26 protein-coding genes are annotated in these 23,543 nt (G+C 61.5%); 13 read left to right on the top strand and 13 right to left on the bottom strand.

Annotated features, from left to right (window positions below):
* Window positions 1-107: 107 nt before the first annotated feature.
* The 3 genes from NL126_RS19410 to NL126_RS19400 all read right to left on the bottom strand — a co-directional run bounded on the left by NL126_RS19410 (window position 108) and on the right by NL126_RS19400 (window position 3,056).
* On the bottom strand, window positions 108-536 hold the full coding sequence (locus NL126_RS19410) for a DUF7539 family protein (protein ID WP_255196538.1): 429 nt from the start codon (window positions 534-536) through the stop codon (window positions 108-110).
* A 180-nt stretch (window positions 537-716) separates the two neighbouring features.
* Entirely contained in the window at window positions 717-2,525 is a 1,809-nt protein-coding gene (locus NL126_RS19405) for an SLC13 family permease (RefSeq protein WP_255196537.1), read from the bottom strand.
* Between the two features lie 114 nt (window positions 2,526-2,639).
* The gene (locus NL126_RS19400) at window positions 2,640-3,056 is read right to left on the bottom strand and encodes a CBS domain-containing protein (protein ID WP_255196536.1); all 417 of its coding nucleotides are present in this window, start codon (window positions 3,054-3,056) and stop codon (window positions 2,640-2,642) included.
* A gap of 193 nt (window positions 3,057-3,249) precedes the next feature.
* Between NL126_RS19400 and NL126_RS19395 the strand changes: the two genes are divergently transcribed.
* Complete coding sequence (locus NL126_RS19395; protein WP_255196535.1) at window positions 3,250-3,612, top strand: DUF7344 domain-containing protein; 363 nt, start codon at window positions 3,250-3,252, stop codon at window positions 3,610-3,612.
* 18 nt (window positions 3,613-3,630) lie between these two features.
* Here NL126_RS19395 and ddfA read toward each other — a convergent pair whose 3' ends face one another.
* Both ddfA and NL126_RS19385 read right to left on the bottom strand, forming a co-directional pair.
* The gene (gene ddfA, locus NL126_RS19390; protein WP_255196534.1) at window positions 3,631-3,960 is read right to left on the bottom strand and encodes a DdfA family disk-determining factor; all 330 of its coding nucleotides are present in this window, start codon (window positions 3,958-3,960) and stop codon (window positions 3,631-3,633) included.
* Window positions 3,961-4,096: 136 nt separating this feature from the next.
* Entirely contained in the window at window positions 4,097-4,894 is a 798-nt protein-coding gene (locus tag NL126_RS19385) for a TrmB family transcriptional regulator (protein ID WP_255196533.1), read from the bottom strand.
* A gap of 389 nt (window positions 4,895-5,283) precedes the next feature.
* On the opposite strand from NL126_RS19385, the gene NL126_RS19380 reads away from it, so the two are divergent.
* Window positions 5,284-6,087: a TrmB family transcriptional regulator gene (locus NL126_RS19380; RefSeq protein WP_255196532.1), complete on the top strand. Its 804-nt coding sequence runs from the start codon at window positions 5,284-5,286 to the stop codon at window positions 6,085-6,087.
* Window positions 6,088-6,156: 69 nt separating this feature from the next.
* Here NL126_RS19380 and NL126_RS19375 read toward each other — a convergent pair whose 3' ends face one another.
* The 4 genes from NL126_RS19375 to NL126_RS19360 form a co-directional block, all read right to left on the bottom strand.
* Window positions 6,157-7,698: an SLC13 family permease gene (locus NL126_RS19375; RefSeq protein WP_255196531.1), complete on the bottom strand. Its 1,542-nt coding sequence runs from the start codon at window positions 7,696-7,698 to the stop codon at window positions 6,157-6,159.
* Between the two features lie 110 nt (window positions 7,699-7,808).
* Window positions 7,809-8,243, bottom strand: a complete 435-nt coding sequence (locus NL126_RS19370) for a CBS domain-containing protein (RefSeq protein WP_255196530.1) — start codon at window positions 8,241-8,243, stop codon at window positions 7,809-7,811.
* Between the two features lie 62 nt (window positions 8,244-8,305).
* The gene (locus tag NL126_RS19365; RefSeq protein WP_255196528.1) at window positions 8,306-8,863 is read right to left on the bottom strand and encodes a hypothetical protein; all 558 of its coding nucleotides are present in this window, start codon (window positions 8,861-8,863) and stop codon (window positions 8,306-8,308) included.
* A 76-nt stretch (window positions 8,864-8,939) separates the two neighbouring features.
* Window positions 8,940-9,128, bottom strand: coding sequence for a hypothetical protein (locus tag NL126_RS19360; RefSeq protein WP_255196527.1), 189 nt, complete (start codon window positions 9,126-9,128; stop codon window positions 8,940-8,942).
* A 197-nt stretch (window positions 9,129-9,325) separates the two neighbouring features.
* Between NL126_RS19360 and NL126_RS19355 the strand changes: the two genes are divergently transcribed.
* Together NL126_RS19355 and NL126_RS19350 are read left to right on the top strand one after the other, a co-directional pair.
* Complete coding sequence (locus NL126_RS19355; RefSeq protein WP_255196526.1) at window positions 9,326-9,511, top strand: hypothetical protein; 186 nt, start codon at window positions 9,326-9,328, stop codon at window positions 9,509-9,511.
* A gap of 147 nt (window positions 9,512-9,658) precedes the next feature.
* Window positions 9,659-10,051 (top strand): DUF7383 domain-containing protein, encoded by a 393-nt coding sequence (locus tag NL126_RS19350; protein WP_255196525.1) that lies wholly within the window; start codon window positions 9,659-9,661, stop codon window positions 10,049-10,051.
* Between the two features lie 169 nt (window positions 10,052-10,220).
* On the opposite strand, the gene NL126_RS19345 is transcribed toward NL126_RS19350, so the two are convergent.
* Window positions 10,221-10,892 carry a DUF7509 family protein gene (locus NL126_RS19345; protein WP_255196524.1) on the bottom strand — a complete coding sequence of 224 codons (672 nt, stop codon included), beginning with the start codon at window positions 10,890-10,892 and terminating at the stop codon, window positions 10,221-10,223.
* Between the two features lie 95 nt (window positions 10,893-10,987).
* Here NL126_RS19345 and NL126_RS19340 point away from each other — a divergent pair, with 95 nt between their 5' ends.
* Window positions 10,988-11,380 carry a winged helix-turn-helix domain-containing protein gene (locus NL126_RS19340; RefSeq protein WP_255196523.1) on the top strand — a complete coding sequence of 131 codons (393 nt, stop codon included), beginning with the start codon at window positions 10,988-10,990 and terminating at the stop codon, window positions 11,378-11,380.
* A gap of 726 nt (window positions 11,381-12,106) precedes the next feature.
* Here NL126_RS19340 and aglM read toward each other — a convergent pair.
* Window positions 12,107-13,411 (bottom strand): UDP-glucose 6-dehydrogenase AglM, encoded by a 1,305-nt coding sequence (gene aglM / locus NL126_RS19335; RefSeq protein ID WP_255196522.1) that lies wholly within the window; start codon window positions 13,409-13,411, stop codon window positions 12,107-12,109.
* Window positions 13,412-13,518: 107 nt separating this feature from the next.
* On the opposite strand from aglM, the gene galU reads away from it, so the two are divergent.
* From galU to NL126_RS19310, 5 genes are all read left to right on the top strand, one after another.
* Window positions 13,519-14,397 carry a UTP--glucose-1-phosphate uridylyltransferase GalU gene (gene galU, locus NL126_RS19330; protein ID WP_255196521.1) on the top strand — a complete coding sequence of 293 codons (879 nt, stop codon included), beginning with the start codon at window positions 13,519-13,521 and terminating at the stop codon, window positions 14,395-14,397.
* Window positions 14,394-15,326: a UDP-glucuronic acid decarboxylase family protein gene (locus NL126_RS19325; protein WP_255196520.1), complete on the top strand. Its 933-nt coding sequence runs from the start codon at window positions 14,394-14,396 to the stop codon at window positions 15,324-15,326. Before galU ends, NL126_RS19325 begins: the two co-directional genes overlap by 4 nt.
* Before the next feature lie 134 nt (window positions 15,327-15,460).
* Window positions 15,461-16,663, top strand: coding sequence for a Cdc6/Cdc18 family protein (locus NL126_RS19320; protein WP_255196519.1), 1,203 nt, complete (start codon window positions 15,461-15,463; stop codon window positions 16,661-16,663).
* Between the two features lie 50 nt (window positions 16,664-16,713).
* Complete coding sequence (locus NL126_RS19315) at window positions 16,714-17,007, top strand: DUF8136 domain-containing protein (protein WP_255196518.1); 294 nt, start codon at window positions 16,714-16,716, stop codon at window positions 17,005-17,007.
* A gap of 61 nt (window positions 17,008-17,068) precedes the next feature.
* A complete protein-coding gene (locus NL126_RS19310; protein ID WP_255196517.1) occupies window positions 17,069-18,568 on the top strand; it encodes a terminase large subunit domain-containing protein in 1,500 nt (499 codons plus the stop codon).
* Window positions 18,569-18,629: 61 nt separating this feature from the next.
* On the opposite strand, the gene NL126_RS19305 is transcribed toward NL126_RS19310, so the two are convergent.
* Window positions 18,630-18,848 (bottom strand): helix-turn-helix transcriptional regulator, encoded by a 219-nt coding sequence (locus NL126_RS19305; RefSeq protein WP_255196516.1) that lies wholly within the window; start codon window positions 18,846-18,848, stop codon window positions 18,630-18,632.
* A 325-nt stretch (window positions 18,849-19,173) separates the two neighbouring features.
* Between NL126_RS19305 and NL126_RS22205 the strand changes: the two genes are divergently transcribed.
* Window positions 19,174-19,575, top strand: coding sequence for a DUF8112 family protein (locus NL126_RS22205; protein ID WP_491536953.1), 402 nt, complete (start codon window positions 19,174-19,176; stop codon window positions 19,573-19,575).
* Entirely contained in the window at window positions 19,572-20,114 is a 543-nt protein-coding gene (locus tag NL126_RS19300; RefSeq protein ID WP_255196515.1) for a hypothetical protein, read from the top strand. Before NL126_RS22205 ends, NL126_RS19300 begins: the two co-directional genes overlap by 4 nt.
* Before the next feature lie 948 nt (window positions 20,115-21,062).
* Here NL126_RS19300 and NL126_RS19295 read toward each other — a convergent pair.
* The gene (locus tag NL126_RS19295) at window positions 21,063-22,202 is read right to left on the bottom strand and encodes a glycosyltransferase family 4 protein (protein ID WP_255198873.1); all 1,140 of its coding nucleotides are present in this window, start codon (window positions 22,200-22,202) and stop codon (window positions 21,063-21,065) included.
* A gap of 125 nt (window positions 22,203-22,327) precedes the next feature.
* Between NL126_RS19295 and NL126_RS19290 the strand changes: the two genes are divergently transcribed.
* Entirely contained in the window at window positions 22,328-23,542 is a 1,215-nt protein-coding gene (locus NL126_RS19290; protein ID WP_255198872.1) for an alkaline phosphatase family protein, read from the top strand.
* Window position 23,543: the final 1 nt, after the last annotated feature.

Below are 23,543 nucleotides of genomic sequence, written 5' to 3'. Positions count from 1 at the left end.
TCGGTTCGATACTGCCCAGTCGCTGGTGACCGACTCGCGCCCTGTATGCAGCACGGCCGAAACACCCTATTAGCACCAGGGAGGTTCAACGGAACTGAGATTCGGAATCAGTGCTGTGTTTGGTCGATGAACTCGTCGAGTACTGCTTCGATGAGGGTCGCAACCCGTTCGCTATATCGCCAGAGCGCGGCGTTGAGTCGCTCTTCGGTCTCGTCGTCGAGTTCGTCGTACCCGCGAAGGACGGAGTCCTTGGTGATCTGTGGGTGATAGACACAGACCACCCCAAGGGAGGTATCCGAACTCGAGGTCCCTGCCGTGTGGATGCCGTACTGGTCAGTCCCCCAGACACCATCACCGCCCTCTCGCTCCAGTTCTGAGTCGAGCGCGTCGAGCAGCCGGAGTTCCGCTTCGGTGAGGATCGGCTGGTCGCCTTCGAACAGTTCGACGTACGCCTCTCGCCGGGCATCTCTCGTCCATTGGTCCAGCTGGGACCGCGCACGGAGTACGAGTTGGCGCTCGTCTGGGAACTCTGCCATAGCTCTAGGAGGACAGCCAGGTCAATCAACGTTCGGACGGTGGGCCAGAGCGACAGGTGCGATGAGGAACAGCCGACGATAGGTACACACCCAACCGTTCGATCACGGCGACGATGAGGACACGTACATCCCGAGAGAACGCGGCTATAGGGCCATCTGCGAGCAATGACGAACACGGCTTCAGACACGGACGCCCCAGAAGAACGCGATGCCGAGGACGGTGACGACCGAAAGCAGCAGCTGTAACGGCGCACCGACGCGGATGAAGTCCGAGAACCGGTAGCCACCAGGCCCGTAGACGAAGAGGTTCGTCTGGTAGCCGACCGGCGTCATGAACGCCGTCGAGGCGGCGAACGTCACGGCGAGGACGAACGCGAACGCGCTCGCTCCGATGGACTGGGCGGCGCTGGCTGCAACAGGGATCATCAACACGACGCTCGCGTTGTTGCTGATGACGCTCGTCAGCAGGCCGGTCGCGACGTAGAACACCCAGAGGACACCGAGCACTGGCAAGAACGTCGCGGTCGACGCCACCGCAGTGCCCAGCAGCGCTGCCGCCCCCGTCTGCTGGAGCGCGATGCCGAGCGGGATAACGCCAGCGAGGAGGAAGATGACGTTCCACTCGACGGACGAGTAGAGTTCGGTCGGTTTCAGGACGCCGGTGAACACCATCGCCACGACCCCGGCTAACGCGGAGACGACGATCGGCAGGATGTTCAGCGCGGGGAGGGCGACGACGCCGGCGATGATGCCCACTGCGAACGGGATCTTCTCGCTCCGGTAGGTCACCTCGTCGAACTCGTGGGCGACGATGAAGTCCTCGTTCTCGACGAGCCGGGTGAGACTGTCGGGCGGTGCCTGCACGAGGAGCGTGTCCCCGACCCGGATGCGGATGTTCTCGAACCGGTCGCGGACGACGTCACCGCGGGTTCTGAAGGCCAGCACGTTCGCGTCGTAGCGCTGTCTGAAGGTCGAACTCGCGAGCGTCTCGCCGACGAGGAACGACCCCGACGGAACGACGACTTCGACGAGCACGGGTTCTTCCTCGTCGGGATGCAGGTCGTCTTCAGACCGGGGGCCGCCCGCCAGTGTGAGACCTTCTGCGTCCATGATGCGTTCGAGTGTCTCCCGGTTCGTCCTGAGCCGGAGCGTGTCGTTCTCGTGGATCTCCTTGCGGGCGAGCGGGTCAGAGAAGCGCTCACCGTATCGGATCAGCTGTAACACGTCGATGTCGAGGTCGTCGTCTCCCAGTGCCTCCTCGACCGTCTGCCCGACCAACGGCGAGTTCGCCGGAACGACGACGTCCGCGAGGTACTCCTGGAGGGCGTACTCCTCGACGAGGTCCTCGTCGGCGGGAATCCGTTCGGGGAGCAGTCGAACGCCGACCGTCATCAGATAGAGGGCCCCGACCACGAACACGACGATGCCGAGTTTGGTGAACTCGAACATCCCGAACGCATGCAGATCGAGTTCGGGAGACGCCGCCCCGAGCTGGGCTGCGATATCGCTCGCGAGGATGTTCGTCGACGTGCCGATGAGCGTCAACGTGCCGCCGAGCATGGAGGCGAACGACAGCGGCATCAGCAGTTTCGACGGTGACGTTTTCCCGTTGTGTGCGAGGTCGTTGATTACGGGGACCAGAATCGCGACGACCGGCGTGTTGTTGATGAGTCCCGAGACGGGGCCGGTGATGCCGATGGTCGCCGCGAGTTGCTTGCGCCGGTCGGCCCCGGCGAACGCGGCCATCTTCCGGCCGAGCAGCTGGACGATGCCGGTTCGGTTGATTCCGGTACTCAAGATGAGCATCGCCAGAACGGTTATCGTGGCTGGATTGGCGAACCCAGAGATGCCCTCGCGAGGAGAGATCTGCGTCCAGGGCTCCAGTATCATCAACAGCACCATCACCAGAATCGCGGTGACGTCTATCGGGAACCACTCGGTCGCAAACAGCACGAGCGCGAGGAGAATGAGTGCGAAGACGACGAGCATCTCTGTCGTTACGGACGGCAAGCTGAGACCCTGGACTGCCGACGAAACGAGAGAGAAGATCACACCAGATAGAGACGGTGGCGCGGGAAAAGGGCTGGTATGTCCGCGAGCGGGTTAGTCGTCGGTGGCGTCGTTCGGACTCGGTTCTACTCCGCGTGAGACGTACGCGGTCAGGTCCGTCGTCGTGATGACACCGATGACGTCTCCGTCATCGACAACCGGGGCGTGATGGAAGCCCTGTTCGAGCAGCAGATCCGCGACGCTCCGAATGGATTCGTTCGCGGTGGTCGTGATAACGTCCGCACTCATCGACCCTTCGACAGTCGCGTCCGGGTCCAGGCCCCCTTCCGCGACGACGCGGACGAAATCGGTTGCGGTGAGGATTCCTTCGAGTTGCCCCTCGTCGTCGACGACGATGACCGAGCCGATCCCGTGGTCGAGCATCAGCCGTCCAGCACTCTGCAGTGACGTATCGGTGCCGACGGTGTGGACTGGTGACGACATGAGGCTCCCGACGAAAACATCATCCATCCAGAAACAAAGCGGATGTCAGGGGATAAGCGTTCGCACCGAAGTACGAGGTAGGACGTGCTCGCGTGAGTACCGGGGTGACCGAGACGTCGCGGGGCTCCACCGACCAATTGCCTAGTGGTGAAGGCCCCCGGAGGGTCGGGTGTCACTCACATACTCAAAATAGTTCTCCGTGTGAAAATCTGTACAGCTGATGTACCTCCCGGGCGTGTACCACAGTATGACCAACAACAGCCTCGAAGCGTGTCTCTATCTCATCGCTGACCCGCACCGACGTCGGATCATCCACAACTTGCGCCACGGAGCTACCGGGACCACGACGGTTGCGGAGCTCGTCGATCAGTTGCACAGTCCTGGTTCCCCCTCCGAGACCGGCCCTTCACAGGATCGGGACGAATTCGCCATCCACCTACACCACACCCACCTGCCGAAGTTAGCAGAGCACGGCGTCGTCGAACTCGACCAGAGAAGCGGGGCTATCCGGTACCATCCTGACGAACAGGTCGAGACGGTGCTCGACTCGCTCCCGGAAAGCGTGTCGGTGACGAACCCCTGACGCCAGCGTCGCCTGCCGTCACTCCGATTCGTGTCGCGACTCGCCCGGCCGGACGACGACCTCCCCGTTGCTCTGGACAGTGACCGTACGGCCAGCGAACTCGAACGACACGGTCGTGATGCCGTCCGTCGGGTGCTTCTCGCGGGGAGTCAGGAGCGCATTTAGCGCATCTGTGTCGACCGCCTCATGTAACGGGTCGAGTGCCGTGGGCTCACGATCTGCCGCGATCGCGACGGCCTCGATGACCGCGATGCTCGGGGCCAGCGACGACCAGTCGAACTCGGCCTGAATGACGCCGTCCGCGTCGGCGCACCGGTCGTACTCGTCTTCTCGATTGGATGTCGTCACGAGTGAGTCCACCAGTCCGTCGATGCGGGTGTCCGACTCAGTCGATTCTGGTACGTCGGATTCGTTCTGTGGTTCGTCGTGTCGCTGTTCGTGGGGTTCATCCTGTGGTTCGTTGCGCTGCGGTTCGTGGATTCCATCATGTTGGATTCTCCGCATCGAGTCGCCAGGTGAAGATCGCCTTCAGAACTACCACCAGACTGTTCGCGTCACCCTCCCCCCAGATGGCCGTCTCGGAACGCGGATCGGACGGACTCGCGTCCGCGCCGTTGACGAGCGCACTCACGAGTGTCTTCCGACCGTCGACCATCATGAGCCGTCCCGCCGACGTGTCCGACCAGACCCACAGCGACTCGAACATCGTCGCGCCGGGGATATCGTCCTGAATGCGTTCCTGGACATCCGTCGACACTCCGGCGAGCTTGATCGAAACGCCCCGCGCTGCGGCCTCGCCCAGCCCCTCGATCAGGTCCTCGGTGAGGAGGTCCTCGACGGTCATGTAGACGATCTCCTCCTCTGCGCTGGCGAAGAACTCCAGGACGCGTTCCGTGATTGCGGTCTGCCCGTCGACGGTCCAGACGCCGCCCTGCTCGGCTCGCCGTTCGATGGGTTCGAGTTCCCGCAGCGACGTCCGAAGGAGTTCCGTGCGGTTCTGTAACTCGTGTTCGAACTTCCGACTCGCGGTCTCGGCGGAGATCGCCCAGAACTGCTTGGGCGACGACTGGAGGACATCGACGAGTCCCCGGTCGTGTAGCTCGTCGATCGCGTCGTACACTCGAGTGCGTGGCACCTCCGAGACTCGGCTGACGTCTCTGGCCGTCCCCGTGCCGAGACTCGCGAGCGCGACGAACGTCCGCGCGGCGTAGGCACTCAACCCGAACCGTTCGAGCTGCTGGATCGCGACGGACTGTGGGTCCTCGGTTGGATCGTTGGTCATCGGTTTGGCGTCTGTGGGTCAGCGTGAGCCCAGCCACGGAGCGTAGCCGGGCCGGCGCCCAGCAGTACCGTGGTTGGGACACCGAACTGGATCCCGTGCCAGTAACGTGATTGACCGTCTCACCTATGACTCTTTTGTGAGTAACTGAGTGACACTCTCAAACGCCTGGTTTCTGTCGACTCTGTACGTCGAAATCTATTTTCGATTGTTGTCATTCCGGTACTCACAATACATCGGGGAGATCTAGTCGCTGCGTGGATTTGAACGGCAATATCGGCCTACTCGCGTCGCATCCGTATTCGATGTCATGGATCGAGTGACAATGCCTATCCGTGTCGGGAGCGAACAGTCAGAGACTCACTGGATGACATCCCGTGAGGTTGGGACACATGACTACGACTGATAGTTTGGAGGACGCCATCGAAGTTCTCCAGCAACTCGGCTTGAAAGAATACGAGGCGCGATGTTTCGTCGGTCTGTCCCGCCTCCACACGGGCACAGCAAAGCGATTGAGCGAGATGACGGAGGTTCCCCGGACGCGGGTGTACGATGCGATCCGGGTGCTGGAGGCGCAAGGCCTGGTCGAGATTCAGCATTCGAGCCCACAGCAGTTCCGGGCGGTTCCGCTCGACGAGGCGACCGAGACCCTGCGCGACCAGTACGAAGCCCGCGTCGACCGGCTCCACAATGCGCTCGACACGGTCGAAATCGTCGACGAAGACGATGAAACCCCCGTCCAGCAGGTGTGGGCGATGTCCGGGCGCGACGCGATCGAAAACCGGACGAACCAGCTCATCGAGAAAGCGTCCGAGGAGATCGTGCTGGTCCTGGGCGACGAGTCACTGCTGACCGAGGAGCTCGTTGCCAGGCTCAACGACGTCGGTGACGAGGTCACGCTCCTCATCGGCGCGTTGACGGAGCCGCTTCAAGCCCAGATCCAGACGGCCGTGCCGAACGCGACGACGTTCATCTCTGGCCTCGAGTGGCTACACGGCGAGGACGTTACTGAAGACGAGACGGCGATCGGCCGCCTCCTTCTGGTCGATCGCTCGACGATCCTCGTGAGTTCGATCGTGCCCGGCAGCAAAACGGAACAAGCAGTCTTCGGCGAAGGGTTCGGGAATGGCCTCGTCGTCATCTCCCGACGGCTCATGGCTCAGGGGTTGTTGACCGCGCGCGACCCCAAGCAGTGACCTCGGTACGACGGGCTCTCGACACGTGGTCTCGGCACCGCGGGGCGCACACCTCCTGGCCGCTCGGGCTCACCCGAGCACGACGGGCCACAGCAGGCGGATGAGGAGATACGTCGCTCCCGTCGTCAGGAGGATGACGACGGCGTCCAGCAGGAGGCCCGCACGGAGCATGTGCTGGCGCTCGACGTAGCCGGCGCCGAACACGATGGCGTTCGGGGGGGTCGCTACGGGGAGCGCGAACCCGTAACTCGCGGCGATGGCCCCCGTCACGGCCAGCAGGACCGACGCGAGTTCGCCCGTGGTGCCGAGCGCTGCCGCGTAGGCGGGGCCGATGTTGATGAGCAGCGGCGCGAGGATGGCCGCCATCGCGGTGTTCGACGCGAGTTCGCCCACGAGTACGGTCATGGTGATGACGACGAGCAGGATGACCACGATGGACGTGCCCTCGATGGCGCCGAGCGTCACCTCCGCGAGCCAGACGGTCGCGTCGGTGTCGGCGAGCGCGTTCGCCAGCGAGATTCCCCCACCGAGCAGCAGGAGCGTCCCCCAGTCGATGTCCACGAGGTCGTCCCACGCGACCGCGCCGCTGCCGACCAGCGCGGGGATGGCGAGCAGGCCGACGAGGACGTAGAACAGGACGCCCTCGTGGCCGACAGTCCCGAATACGCTCGCGTCCGCGCCGCCGAACAGCGTGACGTGCCAGTGTTGGGGGAGGATGTCCATGAACAGGAAGCCGAGGCCGCCGAGGAGCCATAGCCCTGCTGTGAGGCCGAAGATGGCGACCGTTCGTCTGGCCGGTGTGGACAGCGCCCCGAACGACTGCAGTTGGTCACGGGCACGAGCACGCGCCCGTGAGACGTCGTACGACTCGGGCGGGTAAACCACGACGGTCAACAGGAGCCACGCGACCGGGAGCGTGACCGCGACCATCGGGAGGCCGATGGCGAGCCACTCGACGAACGTGATCTCGACGCCCAGCAGTTCGCGCAACTGGCCGACGACGATGGCGTTCGGGGGCGTGCCGATGAGCGTGCCCACGCCGCCGATGCTCGCGGCGTACGCGATGCCGAGTAGCATCGCAATCTGGAGGTTCGAGGCGTTTCCTGTGGTGTCGTTCGCCTCCGTGAGGTCCGTGACGCTCTCGACGATGCCCAGCACGACCGGCACCATCATCGCTACGGTCGCGGTGTTCGAGATGACCATCGACAGCAGGGCGGTCGCGACCATGACCCCCAGGACGAGCCCGCGTGGCGAGGTACCGAATCGGACGAGCAGGGCGAGCGCGATACGCCGGTCGATGGCGTGCTCCTGGAGCGCCTCGGCGAGCATGAACCCTGCGAGCAACAGGAAGATGACGGGGTCGGCGAACCCCGCGACCGCCTGCCCGAAGTCGGGGTAGACCCCGAACACCGTCAGGAGGATGGGGATGGTGAGCGCCGTCAGTGGGAGCGGGAGGGCGCCGGTCACCCAGAGGACGCCGGCGAACACCATCGTCGCCACCGCGTACTTGCCGGCGACGGTGAGCGTCTCGCCAGTCGGGAGCGCTGTGATGCCGGCGACGAGGAACACGGCGAGCGCGAACGACGCGAGGCGGGTGGAGCGTGCCGTCACCGGTATCGACCTGTTATCGGGTCGACATCGCCACCGAAGGTATAGCTATCCCTCGGAGTGTGGTCGCTGGTGGTGTCGCCACGTGGGTGCGTCTTCTGTTTTGGACGCACTCACCCCGGTGGTTTCGCGTACGGCGGCATCTCGGTCTCGATGACCTCTGCGAGGTGGTTCAACTCGTTCGCGAGTACCACCACGAGGTCGTCGAGCGTCACGATGCCCACGAGTTCGGTGTTCTCAACCACCGGAACGCGCCGTACGCCAGCGTCGGCCATCCGATTGACGACGGCGAACACGTCGGCGTCCGCGTCGACGGTGAAGATGTCCTCGGACATCACGTCGCGGGCGGTCATCGTCTCCGGGTCGCCGTCTGTCGCCAGTGCGTACACCACGAGGTCGCGGTCGGTGACTATACCCACAGGTTTCGCGTCGCTCACCACGACGATGCTCCCGACGCCCTCGGCTTTCATCTGCTGGGCGAGGGCTCGGACGGTGGTCTCCATCGATGCCGTCTTCACGTCCTTCCGCGCGAATTTCTGGACCGTCATGGCGTTCGTACGTATGCTAGCTAGTCGCATAACAGTTCACGCCGGCTCCCGGCGCTCGGGCTTCATTCGATGAGCAACGAGCGGAGGCCACCGATGACCAGGCGGTCGAGGCTCCGGGTGGCGATGCCGTACGAGCCGAAGAACACGACGAGGAGGACCAGCCACGACAGGCGAACGGCCCCGACGTCGAGCGTCGCGATGGCCGGCAGCATCGAGATGAGCGCCGCGATACCGGCGTCGAACGTCAACCACGCGATGCCACCCGCGAGCACGACGCCCACCAGGTACGCGAGCGCCAGCGGCTCCGAGGGTGGGGTCCGCTTCGCGGGGTCGGGGTCGACTTCAGGGTGGTGTGCCAGCCCGAGTGCCGTGAGCTGGCGGCGAAGTTGGTCGAGGAGCGTGACGGTGAGGATGAACCAGAGTGCGGCCGCGAGGGCGAACCGCACCGACGAGGACGCGACCCCGGGGAGAACGTCGTTCGCGATGGCGACGATGGTCGGGGTCGCGCGCGTCACGACGACGTAGAACAGCCCGAAGCCGAGCACCGCGTCGATGGGGCCGTACGCGGGGACGTAGCGGTTCGACCGACGCGGTTCGCCGTGAGTATCGTACGTGCCCATACGCCTCTGTACGTTCTCTGATGGCCTGAAGCAGTACGGCGAATCCCGTGTATCGAGATTCAGAGCCGGGGCCGAGTCACGCCGGTTCGAGCCGGCCGATCCAGGTGACGAGGACGCCCATGCCTGCTGCGGCGATAGCGCCGCCCACGATCATCAGCCCGTTCAGCGCCTGCCCGTTGTTCTGCATCACGCCGAGGATGAGGATGGCGAGCCCGACCACGAGCGCACCGAGCGTCAGTCCGAACGGGAGCATGTCGTCTGCCATGTGGGGTGGTGCCACTCCACGCGGCAAAAAGGCATCGGGAGATCACGTATCTGCGGTCGAGAGGGATGCCTCAGGTTACCCTGCAGGGCTGTGGGTTCGTGGTGTGCGTAGGCACTTCGTTCCACGAGCGGTAGCACGTCCGTATTCGGATTAGTTAGCTCATAGTAAGGCAATGAGGGCATCTTGATACCGGTGAAATGTCAGCACCGTACGCCCAGACGTGGGCCCCAGAGGAGGGACTTGACCCCCGCTTCGACTGTCCAGAGTGCGAGTACGAGCGGACGGGAACCACGACTACGCGGCACATGTTCGAGACGCATCTACTGAACGTCCACGAGTACAGTGTGGACGAGGCGCGGCGGGTGAGTGCGAGCGAACAGTAGCGGCGCTGTCTGGCCGACCATCGCTTTTCTGATGGACATCCTCCGCACACTTCAGTGACCGCCTAGTGGCGAGGCAGTTTGTACGGTCCGCCCGCCCCACCACGGCTCCCACTCAGTTATAAGCCACGAGCTAGCGATTAGGGTTCCATGCCGCCGCACACCGACTACGCGCTCGTCACGATGCTCGAACAGTTCGGTGACGATCCCGACGCGCTCGACCTCGAGTGGGCCGCGTTCGTGGGTGACGCCTCCACCGTCCACACGTTCGAGGTCACCACGCCGAACCCGAGAGACGGGTACATCGAGGTTCAGGCCTACGATGTCGGAACGTACGGCCACGAGATACGCATCAACGACGAGCCGCTGACCGGGTTCGACATTCCGCCTGCGAAGGGGTGGCAACTGTGGATGGATACCGTCACGGGCGCACGCTTACAGCAGGGGACGAACACGATTCAGATCCTCCGCGAGGCCCCCGACGCGTTCGCCATCGGAAACGTGGTCATCCACTGGCGCCAGACCGAACCGACCGACGCCTGATGGCTCTCGATGTCGTCGGGTGCGCCCGGTGGAGGATCACAGTCGAGACGGCTCGCCTGTAGCAGCGTCAAGCCCCGTCTGATTCACAGTCATGAGGGGGCCCGCCCACCTGGGTGAAGGCCACACGCGCAGTCGGGGGTACCGGTCGGTACTCGCACCTACAGGCCCGTCATGAGTGACGCTCGTCGAGTTCGGGAAGCGCACCGTGTTGCTCACGACGAGCGAGATCCCGGACGAACAGTCGCACCTGTCGGACGAGGTCCTCGCGGTCCGTGTACGAGTACACCCGGGCGTCCCAGCGGTCCTGCACGGCCGCGACCATGGCGCTTCGAACGCCGGTCTCGTGGATGAACAGCACCCGCTCGTGGTGGCTCGCGACGGCCGACTCGTCGTCGGTCGTGGTGCGCTCGCGATAGAGCGCTTCGAGAACCGACCCGGCCTCGATGCCGACCCCGAGATTGTCACCGAGTTTCGGAATCACGTAGATGACGGCGTTGCTGGCAAAGGCGAACTCGATGCTCTGGGTCGCGGCATCCAGCTCCTCCAGTGGAATATCGATATCGACGGCGAGAAAGGCGTTCACGCCGGGGTCGGTTCGCAGCCGATCGCGAACGTACAGCAACAGGTCGAACACCGCTTCCTGGTGGTCGAGGTCGACGTCCGACCCGACGAGCGTCTCGAAATCCACCGATTCGGGGATCTTACTGAGATCGACCGCGGCGTCCGTGTCACTGGCCTCGAGCATGGCATCGATGTCGAACGCTTTGTACGGACCCATCAGATAGACGAGAAATCGCGAGTGAGCGAGGTCGCCAAGCTGGTCGACAATCCGGTCGCGCATATCCCGGCTGCGAGCGCATCCTATATAAATGCGAGTAAATTCAGCATCTGCTGAGTCAGCGAACACTTATGCGCCGGGCTGGCAAACCATGTGGTATGGCTGAGAGTGGCCGGTCGGACCGGGGGTCCGAGGAGCGGGCTGGACTCCTCCCCGAGCACAGTCTGCTGTCGTTCGAGGAGTATATGGAGATGCAGCGCGCCGTCGGGAACGCGACGCGCTTCCGTATCCTCGACCTGCTCGTCGACGAGGGGGCCCACAGCGCGAAAGAGCTCAAGACCGCGCTCGATATCGAAGCGAACAGCCTCCACTACCACCTCGACACCCTCGTCGACGTGGGCCTCGTCGAAAACCGCAAACGAAAGGAGCCGTCGAGCGACGGCCTCTACTCGTACTATCGAGCCACGTCGCTCGGGGAGGGCATCCTCGAACACGGCGTTCGCGAACTGATGCGCGAGGAGTGGGACCTCCTCGACGCATACAGCGAGTAGCGGTTCCTCCTCGACGCGTACAGCGAGTAGCGGTTCCGCCGAGTTTGGATGGCCGTGCTAGTATAGAGCCCGAGCCTTGGACCGGAAGCCTGACTGACCTCGTTGGGAGCACACCCGAGAAGATATCGCACTAATTCGCCCGGTCAGTAGCCACGACCGAGTCGGGGGTTACTCACGCCACTTCGGACCAGACGTGACGGAACTTCCCACTGCGAGCATCGCGTTCCGGTGGTTCGGTGGCACGCTCGATTTGTACGCCAGTGATTGCCGCGTCACGAACTCAAGGTGGGCAGCGAGTCTCTTGGCCTGTCGTGCCTCGAGGTCGGCGCGAGTCGCCCGTCTCGCCAGGAGCGCGTCCAGCCGAATCTGAGCGTTCTCAAGCGGGCTCAGTTCGTACATCGTTCGAACGTACTCGCTGGAGGCAGCAATGAGAATGTGGGAGATACCGGCCCAACGGGTCCATTCGGACGAGGTAGCCCTACTCGAACGACGGTAGGGAAGCGACACCGTCGGGGATGGCTGCTCCCCCGGTCCGAGCACGGATAAAATCGCATACTCTGAAGTATGGTACTTTGAAATACGCTAATTTGGTGTATCCTCTGCTGAGATATTCGCCGCGTGCGTTCTTTGCTACGTTGCGACTCAAGTCTCTGACCTTGATGAGCAGAAAACCGCTCCCCTCGACGTGGTGTGAGTACGTCCGGCGTCTAGACAACTATCGCTTCGTTACCACGTCAGGCCTTCGTAGGTGATCCCCTCACGGGGCTCGACGATGCGGCGCCCGTCGACGATCACTGGATTCTCCATCGTGTCGAACTCCTCGTCGAGCGTCGCGAACTCGTCCCAGTCGGTGACGACGAGCGCGGCGTGTGCCCCGTCGAGGGCCTCGGCGGCACTCGACGCGTACGCGAGCTCGGGGAAGTGTTGCTGCATGTTCTCCGTGGCGACCGGGTCGTACGCGACGACGTCGGCACCGCGGTCGTGCAGCCCGTCGATGACTGGAATCGCACGCGAGTTGCGCACGTCGTCGGTGCCGGGTTTGAACGCGAGGCCGAGGACCGCAACACGCTTGTCCGCGACGTCGACGTGGTCGTCGAGTAGCGAGAGGAACCGCTGGGGCTGGAGGTCGTTCACCTCGACCGTGGCTTGGAGCATGGGCGGCTCGTAGCCGGCTTCCGTGGCTGCATGGATAATTGCATTTGTATCTTTGGGGAAACAACTTCCCCCCCAACCGAGTCCCGAGCGGAGGAACTGCTCGCCGATGCGGTCGTCGAGGCCGATTGCATCGGCGACCTCGTAGGCGTCGATGTCGAACTCCTTGCAGATGTTCCCGATGTCGTTGATGAGGCTGACCTTCGCCGCGAGGAAACCGTTGTTGGCGTACTTGATCATTTCCGCGGTGCGGGTGTTCGTCTCGACGACTGGGGCGTCCGTGCGGTCGACGAGCGGGTCGAAGACGCCGTGCATGTCCTCGAGCGCTCGGTCGTCGTCGGCGCCGAGAACGACCTTATCGGGATCGAGGAAGTCGTGGACAGCGGTGCCTTCACGCAGGAATTCGGGGTTCATCCCGACGCCAAACGTTTCGCCGGCCTGCTTGCCACTCGCCGCCTCGATAGCGGGCGTGATGACGTCCTCAGTCGACCCCGGAACGACCGTGCTCTTCACGATGACCGTGTGCCAGTCGTCCTTGGTGGAGAGGGTTTCGCCGAGTTGTTCGGCGCCCGCTTCCATGATGGAGAGGTCGATGCGGCCGTCGTCGTGCTGCGGCGTCGGGAGACAGAGGAACGTCGCATCCGTGTCGAGGATGGCGTCGTAGTCGGTCGTCGCTTCGAGGCGTCCGGTGCCGTTCTCGCCTGCGTGTTCGGCGACGAGTTCGGGCAGGCCCTCCTCGTGGATAGGCGGCTCGCCCGCGTTGATGGTCGCGACGATGTCCTCGTCGATATCGACGTTCACGACCTGGTGGCCGAGGTCAGCGAAGCACGCGGCGATGGTCGTCCCGACGTAGCCGCTGCCGATGACGGAGAGCTGCATACTCCGTCATGACGGGGCGGCTACTAGTAGTGTATGGATACGGCCGAACGTGTTCGTCTCACTAGGAAAGGATAACAAGTATTACCCAGCCGACTTGGAGTCACACCATGGACGTCTCCAAAGCCGTCATCCCTGCGGCGGGGTTCGGCACGCGCTTCTTGCCCGTGACGAAAGCCCAGCCGAAGGAGATGATGCCCGTGCTCGACAAGCCGACGATCCAGTACGTGGTCGAGGAGGCCGTCGACGCCGGCATCGACGACATCCTCATCATCACGGGGCGGGGGAAGCAGGCCATCGAACAGCACTTCGACAAGTCGTACGAGCTTGAAGAGGAGCTCAAAGCTGACGAGAAGATCGACCGCCTGGACCGAGTCCAAGACATCGCCGACCTCGCCGACATCCACTACGTCCGGCAGAAGGAACGCAACGGACTCGGCGACGCGGTGATGTATGCTCGAAAACACGTCGGTGACGAGCCGTTCGCGTTGTTGCTTGGCGACACCATCATCGAAAACGAGACGCCATGCACGAAGACACTTATCGACTACGCCGAGGAGTACGAATCCTCGGTGCTGTCACTCGAACGCGTTCCTTGGGCGGACGTTCCGAAGTACGGCGTTGCAGATCTCGGTGGGGCGAGCGAAGAGGAGGAGTGTTTCGCGGTCGAGGACTTCGTCGAGAAGCCGCCACAGGACGAGGCGCCGTCGAACCTCGCGATTACGGGTCGATACGTATTTACTTCTGAGATTTTCGACCGACTCGAAAAGACCGAAATGGGTGTCGACGGCGAACTGCAGTTGACGGATGCGATTCGGCAACTAGAGTCGGTGCGTGGCGTCGAACTTGACGGTGATCGTTACGACATCGGGAACATCCCGAGCTGGCTGCAGGCGAATATCGAGATGGCGCTACACCACGACGACGGAGAGATGAACGAGGCCGTCGCGGAACTCGTGGGACAGTACGCCGACGAGGTGTCTCGGTGAGCCGGATTCTCGTTACGGGTGCGGCTGGATTCCTCGGCAGTCACCTCTGTGATTCGCTCTTGGCCGAGGGACACGAGGTCATCGGGATGGACAACCGCGTGAGTGGGACCGGTGACAATCTCGAAGACGCGATGTACAACGACCGGTTCTCCTACTACGACCACGATGTCACCGAGTTCATCCACGTGAAGGGTGAGCTGGATGCTGTCATGCACCTCGCCAGCTTGGCGTCGCCGGTGTTCTACCGCGAATACCCCATCAAGACGCTGAAAGTGGGGGCACTCGGGACGCACAAGACCCTCGGCTTGGCGAAGGAGAAGGACGCGACCTACTTCTTCACCTCGACGAGCGAAGTGTACGGTGACCCTGAAGTCAACCCGCAGCCGGAGTCGTATCGGGGGAACGTCGACTCGTACGGGCCGCGGTCGTGTTACGACGAATCCAAACGCTACGGCGAGGCCATCGTCCGGGCGTATCGTGACGAACACGACATGGACGTGCGCGTCGCGCGTATCTTCAATACGTACGGGCCGCGGATGCGCTTGGATGACGGACGCGTCATCCCGAATTTCATGAAGCAGGCGCTCACGGGGCGTGACCTAACGGTGTACGGCGACGGCTCGCAGACACGGAGTTTCTGCTACGTCGACGATATGATCGACGGCCTGGTTTCCTTGTTGGAGTCGGGTGTGGATACGCCCGTGAACATTGGGAATCCCGACGAGCGGTCGATTCTCGAGCTAGCGGAGCTGGTGATTGAGCTAGTTGGCAGCGAGAGTGGGATCACGTACGAGGAACTGCCGCCGCAGGACCCGAAGGTCCGGCGCCCCGATATCTCGAAGGCGAAGTCAGAGGTCGGGTGGGAGCCGGATGTCGGCTTGCGAGATGGTTTAGAACGGTCGGTCGGGTACTTCGCCGAGCGCGTTTAGTTCGGGACGGGCTGGAGAGACGGTCCCACTACCAGATTTCTCGGTTTGTGTGAGGTATCGAGTGCCCCCCCGGGTAAGCGGGGGGTTATCTTCGCCGACCCCATACACAGTCGTAGTTCCGCTGGAACTGCGTCATGAGCAAGTACGACGACCTGTTCGACGAGACCCGCGCGGCGACGAGCGTGTTCGCCGACAAACGGGCGCTCGATCCGTTGGCCGCTGCGCAGGAAATCGTCGCTCGCGACGCCCAGGAGCGCCGGCTCGCGACTATCCTCAACGGCGTGCACGACGGCTATCTGCCGACGACGGTCGCCGTCCACGGGCCGCCCGGCACGGGCAAGACGCTCACGACCCGACGGGTGTGCGAGGAGTTCGCCGCGCGCTGCGACGACCTCGCCGTCGAGTACGTGAATCTCAAGGAGTGTCGCACGGTGTTCAGTGCGGCGAACGAGATTCTCGTCGAACTCACCGGCGAACGGAAGGGAGCCTACGAGGGACTCGATGGCGTCTTCGACGGCATCTGGGCGGCACTCGAGGCGTACCCACCGTGGACGGTGCTGCTACTCGACGAGATCGACCACGTCGGTTACGACTCGAATTACGACCCCAACGAGTTCTTCTACCGGCTGTTTCGCGGCGAGAAGAGACTCGAGCGGGAGATCGGCCTCTCCGTCTGGCTCCTCAGTAACCAGCTGTTGGAGGTCGACCTCCGGGTCGATAGCCGCGTCGGGAGCGCCATGAGCGGTGAGGAGGTGTTCTTCGGCCCGTACGACGCCGCTGAACTCGAGGCGATTCTTCGTCCGAGGTTACGGCGGGCGTTCGGTGAGGGCGCGATTGCAGAGACAGCGATCGAGCTCGGTGTCCGCGAAGCCGCGAACCGCTGGGGCGACGCCCGAAAGGCGCTCACGCTCTTCCGGCACGCCGGCGAGACCGCGAACGACCGCGGGCTCGATGTCGTGACACCGGAGTGTGTGACGGCGAATCTCGAGGCTACGGAGAAGGAGGCGGTCCTCGAGAAGCTCGAGGCGATTCCGCTGAATCATATGTACGCGTTGACGGCGATGGTCGTACGGCGCGATGGTCGTGGCTCTATCGTCCAGCCGGTAACGACGGCGGTACTACACGAAATACTCGCTCGGGAGGGCGTATCACTCAGCAAGCGGGCGGTTCGTGACGTGGTGCGCGAACTGGAGACGATGGGTTTAGTCGAGACGTGGATCGACTCACGGGGACGAGACGGTCGCGTCAAGCAGGTCAAAACGACGTTCGACCCCGAGTGGGTCCGAATCGCCCAGGCCGACCGCGCCGTAGAGCGAAAGCGTCGCGCACCATCGTAACGCCGTGGAGGGACACACTTTAGCCAGCCGCTCGCTGAGGGGTGTCGAATATGCGCGAAGATGATGAAACGGAGGCACTTGCCGTCGAGACGAAGACGGCAGAGATAGCCGACCGCGAGGAACTCCAAGCGATGCTCACCCGCACGATGCGCACCGTACAGGCCCGAATCGACGCCAGCGATCCCAAGACGCCTGCGGAGGAGCGACTCCTCATCAAGTGGATCAAGACTCAGGCCGTCCTCGCCAGGCGGATCCAGCAGCTCAATTCCGATGCCGACCTCGACGAGATGGCCGAACGCCTCGAGCTGTTCGAGGAGGCCGCCGAGCTTCGGGGGGATAAATGACGATGTCGAACCCGAAGAAGCCCGGAGCCCGTGGCGACAGAATCAGATCGCGAGGTTCGCAATGAGCCGGCCGACAAAGCGTGAGATCGAGCGCGGAATCGAGCGACTGGAAGACGCCACGTCTCCCGAGGCGCCGACCGACGTGGCCGTCGAGTGGGATGAGGCCCATCCCACGGGTCGGCCCGATGGAATCCGCTACGACCCCAGTTCGGAAACGCTCACGTACGATGTCTGGGCGGCCCAGCAGGCGTGTCTCGACGCACTCGATGCGGGGAACGACATCGTCGCGTTCCTCGGCGGGTACGGGGCGGGCAAGAGCATCATCGGCGCACGCTGGCTCATCGCCCAGGCGCTTGCCCATCCCGGGAGTCGCTTCCTCGCGATTGGTGTCGACTTCACGAAGGCCCGCGACACGACGTTCCGAGTGCTGTTCAGCCAGTTACCCGGCGAGCAGACCGACCGCGTCACGTCGTCGTTCAGTGGTCCGGAGACCTCACCTATCGTAGCGGACTACAACAAGTCGGAACACCGGCTGACACTCATCAACGGCTCGGAGATCCTCCTCGGGAGTGCCGATAGCTGGTCGCGGACCGCCGGCGCGGAGTTTGGGGCGATTTGGCTGGATGAACCCAGTCACTATGCGTCGAACCTGCATAAACTCCTTGAGATGCTCGGCGGGCGGCTCCGCGGGGTCGACGGCCCGAAGGTGATGTGCTGGACGCTCACCGGGAACGGTTACAACGAGGCATGGGAAATCCTCGAGCAACGTCAAGATATAGCTGGTGATCCGATCGGGCTCTCCATCGAGGTCATTCGAGCATCGACGCTCGATAACCCGTATCTCGATGAGGGAGATAAAGCCCGGTTCGAACGCCAGTACGGCGGGACCACCCGGGAGGATCAGGCACTGCATGGCGGGTTCGGCGCCGCGACTGGCCTCGTGTACGATGGGTTCACGCGGGCCGACCACGTCATCCCACACGCTCAGGCCGAATCGCTCGTCGTCGACGACTGGCGCGTCTACGGGTACGATGCCGGATGGAGCGCCCCCCGAGTCGTTCTTGAGGTCGGCAAGACTGGCTACGACCAGCTCGTTGTCCTCGACGAGTATTATGAACGCAAATCGCACATCGACGATGCCATCGCATGGCTCGAGGGTAGACCCTCCGGGACGATCTACGCCGACCACTTCCCCGACCACATCGACCAGCTTCGGCGGGCGGGTCTCACCGCCGAGCCAGCGATGAAGGACCTCGATACGGGCATCGCGGAGGTTCGACGTCGGCTCGAGTTCGACGGGGCTCGGCCGATTGCTGAGCCTCTAAGCGCTACGTGGGGGTCGACGGCGGGTACCGAGACCGAGTCGGAGGTCGAGCTGGTCGACGGGCGCGTCGGGCTGCTCGTCTCAGACCGGTGTGAGCATCTCATCCGAGAGTTCCACAGCTACAAGGAGGAAGACGTCGGGACGACTGGCGCGATGGATCACTGCCTCGACACTCTTCGGTACGCCAGCGTCGGCGCTGCGGGGAACGGACGCCCTGTTAGAAGTGCGACGTGGTAGTTCGAACGGGCGCCCACAGAAGTTCGCTCACGTGTGGTCGATCTATTGGAGGTCCATCAATTTAGCCCGTGTCCATCGAGTCACGAGGGTCTTCGACGATTTCGTAGACGCCCCGACCAATATTCTGGACGATGCCGTGTTCTTCCATCCTTTTCAGCCGCTGTTGAACGTACTGCCGAGTGAAGTCCAGCTCATCTGCGATGTTAGCCGGGACGTTACGTCCCTCTGCGAGCAGACTTAGAATGGCATTATCAGTCTCGCTGAGCCGGATGTCTACCATCTGAAGGTAAGTGGTCCGCAGTGGTACTTGATTTTGTATGGTTGCTGATGTATGTTTACAATGTAGCCTTACATCAGTAAACTTCTTGCACCTCCTTGTCTTAGCTACGAGCGAGGCGGGGATCCTATAGAATGGACGGTGCTGGAGACACCGCCCTCGCCTCTGTACGGAGGACAGAAGCAATGGCAACTACGACGAGACGACCTGAAAAGACTACCGAGAGTACCGACTGCGAACACGATTGGTGCGACGGGCCCGAGAGCGATACCCTACCTTGTTTCGGATGTTTCAATCCCGGCCGCGAGTACGACGGAGGGACAGCTGAATGACGGACGAGGGGCTGCGTGATCGCGAACGTCCCGGCGACGATGGAACGCATCGTGGGCCGGTCCTCGCGTCGCCGACGCAGGTGTTGACTGGCCTGCCGGTCGGATTACCCAACTCCCCCGTCATCTGTAGTAGATGTGGGAACGACCTCGAGGAGGGTCGGGCAGTAACAGTCTACGGCTATCGCGTTGCGGACCGTGACGAGTGGGACATTCGTCGGTGTTACTGTGACGACTGTGCCCCGTGCCGACTACACGTTCCGACACTCGGCATCGCGGAACTCCTTGCCCGGGCGTGGCTCGGGACACGTACGATACCGCGGACTCGGACGTACCGGCTGTGCTTGACCGAGGTTGAGTGTCTCGCGTACAGTCTACCGAGCGAGGGGAGTACGCCGTGACGGACGGGGACGAACTGTGCGAGCGCGTGGCCGACCTAGAGGCGACCGTTGCGGAGTTATCCGACCGCCTCTCGGGAGCCGTCAACCGGGACATTCCGCTGTTAAAAGGGACTGTCCGGGCGGTTGTTGATGCTGAGATCGACGAAATTGGCGAACTACCGGATGCGGGCCGAGCGTTCAACGGGCAGGTCGCGACCCACGGTGAGCGTCTCGACGCCGTCGAAAAGCAACTGGCGGCGCTTGGAGATATCGGGGCCACGAAGACGACGAAGGAGGAGAAGCTGGCAGCTATCTGTATGTTCGCACAGAACAAGCAGGGCGGACAATCATCGACGGTTGCGGTGACGGCTAGCGAAATTCAGGGCTGTGTCGGTGTTTCACGGCGATACGCGTATGACCTGATCGACGAGGCGGCGGTCGAACTTGAGGGGGTACGAGTGCGGGAAGCGACGGACGTGCAGACGGCCTCTGGTGTAGAACACAAGAAGAAGGCGTTACTGGTCGACTGTGAGGCGGTGCACGCGAGGCTAGAGCTGTGAACCACTTCACCACACGGGTAACGGGTGAGAGCCCGACCGAGACGGCAGTGTGCGCTAAGGAGGGGACTCGATAGGACCAGCTTCGTCTCGATTCAAACAGGAATCGTGTGTTGAGCGCGGTCGGTTACTCGTGGGTATACTCGGCACGACGCTCGGCGACGCTCAATGTCGAGCCTCTAAGCAGTGGGTTTCGCGTGGTGAACTGGTTCACCTCTCAACCGTGGGAGTTCGAAATCACTGGAGCGATTATTTCTTGATTTGCAGTTAGCGGTCATCGATGCGATTCTACTCGAAAGGTGTCGAATGAATATCGGCAATCCCGAGGACCAGTCGGTCGCCATCGTACTGAATGTCCTTCTTTTGAGGATTGACGGTCTGGCGCTCACCGGTCGGGAGGCTGGAGATCGATTTCGTATCAGTTCGGAACATATTCATCGTGGAAGATACTGTCTTTCTCGCCGACTATTTTACCACAATCTTCCGGCGAGAAGATTATCGGGAACGGCGTGGTAACCGAATTATACTCTCCGCAACCGGCGATTTAAATAACTATTGAATAGCGAAGATGAGGACACCGGTCTATATGATGGGCCACGTCGCCGTGGCTTTAAAATACGGGCGCCGAGTTCTTCTCCTAAAGTTCGCGCTCGTACCTATGGAGGTCGGTAATGTCTTGGAACGCGATGAGTTGGCGGTCTTCTCCTTGACGTTCCTAGTGGTAAGATGGATACCGCGTAGTAGCGGCCCCCACCGTAGGCATCTAATTGGATCGCTCTTTGTAAGGTGGCACGCTAGATGGACCCGATAGCTTCTTCGATGAATCGCGTGTCGCTATGATCCTCTGTTTGTGGCGTATGTGAGATGCAGGACTCGAAATCGCCTAACGATGGAATACTCGATAGTAGTCCCGAGAGATTATCTGAGAATATTCGATGTGATGTATGCTGATTACCAGCAGCCATCGATGGCACCCTGATAGGCGGTTTCGGCTTGGTCGGCTACTGTCCCCCAGTCGTACCGCTGCGCCCGTTCGACGGGATTCGTCTGAGGTCTTTCACCGCAAAGTGCGGCGTCGAGAGTCTTTGATAGAGATTCGACCGTAGGTTCGACGAGGAAACCCGCGTTGTCAATGACTTCGGCGGCAGCCGAATCTGGGTGACCGGCGGCAATAACGGTGCAATCTGCGGCCATTGCTTCCGCAAATGTGATTCCGAAGCCTTCCCTAGTACTGGGAGAGGCGAAGACATCGGCGGAGCGCATATGGCCGAGTACGTCTTCGTAGTCTTTGAGGAATCCGAGGAATTCCACGCGGTCCGCGTGAGTAATTGACTCGCGTTTCGCTTTGAGCCGCTCGAGCTCCGGACCATTGCCAATGATTCCTAGCGTGGTATCATGTATATCGGCGATATTGTCGAATGCCTCAAGGAGGATTTCCACGTTTTTGTGTTCAATGAGCCGCCCGGCGAAGAGCACGTCGAAGCTCTGTTTAGGGAGTGGGGCATTTCTAATCTGTCCGATATCGATACCGTTCGGGATGATTTCGATGGTCTCACGGGCGGGACCGATGGCACCAAGGCGGTCAGCTGTGACGTCCGAGACCGCAATCGGGTGCTGAGAGACATTTGCGGTGACCTTTTCGACGAATTTTCCGAATGGAGCAAGATGTCCAAGGTAGCTGTCCCAGTAGTCGCGCCACACTTCGTGCCAAGTCGTGACAACTGGTATGTCTGTTCCAATGGTTGCAAGTTCGGTTGAGAGGACTGGGAAGTACGGGAATACGGACGCGACGACGATGTCGTGTTCGTCAATATTGCGTCGGAGGGGTGCGACGGTGCGAGCGGAGAAACCAATTGCTTCCGTGATGGACCGGCGTCCGCCATTGTCCGTGTAGAGGCTAACCTCGGGAGCAACGGCTCTGAGAGTTATCCCGTCGTGGTTGGTTACTGTAGGTCCGTCCCAGTAGTGACGGCCGTAGACGGTAACGTCATGGCCTTGGTTAACGAGACGTGATCCAATCTCGTAGATGCGTTTCTCCGCCCCGCCGGTGACGAAAGGGTAGACGACGTTGGATACGAACGCAATCCGCATCATTTAATCATATCAAGGCCGACATGTATATCTTTTCAATATGTGGCGTCCCGAACCCCTCCGGCTGCACTCTCAGCGGAATGCTTTAGTTCGCTCTGACAAATCATCTTGTGGAACCTGAACTAATGCCTTCATTTCGCAATTCCAACTCACACACTCTAACCGTCTTTGTTGACGGTTTGAAGCCGAGTAGTCTGGAGTATATGCCGTTCCTCTCGTCGTTACACAGCGAACGGATGCGAACAGAGCTTGGCTACTCTCCTACCTGTGATGGCTCAATGTATACTGGTGTATACCCAAATAAACACCATTGCTGGTTCATCTGGCAGCGCACTCCCGGAGACTCACCATTTGGATACATAGACCGTTTCAATCTTGACCACCTTCCTCACAACGTATATTCAAAGTATGCGATGTATAAGACTGGGCTTAGTATAAACCAAAACAATTCGCAAGTACCCGGATTCACTATCTTTTTCGACACTCCGGTAGAGCACTGGGGGCAGTTCCGTCCATGTGTCGACGGTAAGTGGACAGACGACGACCTCCTTCCGTACCCAACCGTCTTCGAGATACTCCGTGAGCGTGGAATCCCGTTCCGAACGATAGGTGATGACGCCCCCGACCTAGCGAAGTCTTCAATCGCCGTTGAAGCAGCAGGATTCGATCCTGGAACTGATTGGACCTACTATTATATCGCCGATATCGACCCGCTGTCGCACAAATACGGTCAGGAGAGCAAGGAGACTGTTGAGAAGATGAGAGAGATTGACGAGCTCATCCGTGTGAAGTACCAAGAATTTGAACGTCAATATGGTGATGAATTCGACTTTCTTCTGTTCTCCGACCACGGACACGCTGTGGTAGAGGAGCATATCTCTCTCCCAGATACATTTGTTCGTGGAGGATACGCGCTCGACGACTACATTCACTTTGTTGACTCAAACTTCGCGCGGTTCTGGCCTCGCACGGCTGAAGAACGCGAAGAAATCAGGAATGCGCTCGCGCCCCTTGAAGAACACGGAATGTACCTTACTAAGGAACGGCAGCGGGCCTACAACGTTGAGATGCCCGATAACCGCTATGGCGAGCTCATCTATTACCTTGACCTCCCGCGGACCTTTGAGATGCCGAGTTTCTCTGTCTTTGGCCGCGAGATGAGCTACACACCGGTCTCTATGCACGGTTACCTCCCGGACCACGACTCTATGGATGGAGTCTTGGTCTCGAACAGACCAATTCAGTCGTCTGTCCCGGAACTTGTTGATGTTCCGCCAACAGTCTTAAGCAGTCTCGGTGAACCGGTTCCCGAGTATATGGACGGAACATCGGTGGTCTGAT

Source organism: Halorarius litoreus (assembly GCF_024362405.1).
Classification (GTDB): domain Archaea; phylum Halobacteriota; class Halobacteria; order Halobacteriales; family Haloarculaceae; genus Halorarius; species Halorarius litoreus.
Note: the sequence above shows the minus strand (reverse complement) of the source record. Positions and strands in the feature narration are given on the sequence as shown.